This is a genomic window from Roseateles sp. FW305-36, from assembly GCF_058787015.1.
Genome location: NZ_JBYSZK010000059.1, coordinates 1 through 734, shown reverse-complemented (window position 1 = coordinate 734; position 734 = coordinate 1). Strand labels below are relative to the sequence as shown.

The following is a 734-nucleotide window of genomic DNA, read 5'->3' as shown; positions in this document are numbered from 1 at the left end:
CGGCTGCTGGAGCGGCTGGTGCAGGCTCAGGCTGAGCTTGTTGTCGTGCGGTTGGACGCCGATGCACAAGTCTGGACAGGCTCAGAAGCTGAGCGGCGCAACCCTGACGCGCGCGAACTGGGGCTGAGCGCGAAGCACCTGGCGTATGTGATCTACACCTCCGGCTCGACGGGCATGCCCAAGGGGGCCATGAACGAGCATGCAGGAGTCGTCAATCGCCTGGTGTGGATGCAAGAGGCCTATGCGCTGAGCCCAGAGGACCGGGTGCTGCAGAAGACGCCTTTCAGCTTCGACGTGTCGGTGTGGGAGTTCTTCTGGCCTTTGATGTACGGCGCACAGATCGTGATGGCCCGGCCCCAAGGCCACAAGGATCCGCTGTACCTGGCTGAGTTGATCCAACAAGCCAAGATCAGCACGCTGCACTTCGTGCCGTCCATGCTGCAAGGCTTCATGGCGGGCATTGAAGGACATGCGTTGCATGCACCGGATTTGCGCCAGGTGTTTTGCAGTGGCGAAGCCTTGAGTGTTGCCCAAGTCGAAGCGTTTCATAGCCGCTTCCCCACTGTGGCCTTGCACAACTTGTACGGTCCCACCGAAGCTGCCATTGATGTGACGGCTTGGCCGTGTGAGCGTGAGAGCACGCAGGCAAGCACGATTCCCATCGGTCACCCGATCGCCAACACGCAGATCTACCTGCTGGACGAGCACCGTCAGCCGGTGCCGCTGGGAGCGGT

Annotated in this window: 1 protein-coding gene; it reads left to right on the top strand. The window is 61.4% G+C overall.

Annotated features, from left to right (window positions below; genetic code table 11):
* On the top strand, nt 1-734 hold a 734-nt coding region (locus tag AC3WOE_RS30540; RefSeq protein ID WP_492696318.1), incomplete at both ends, for an AMP-binding protein.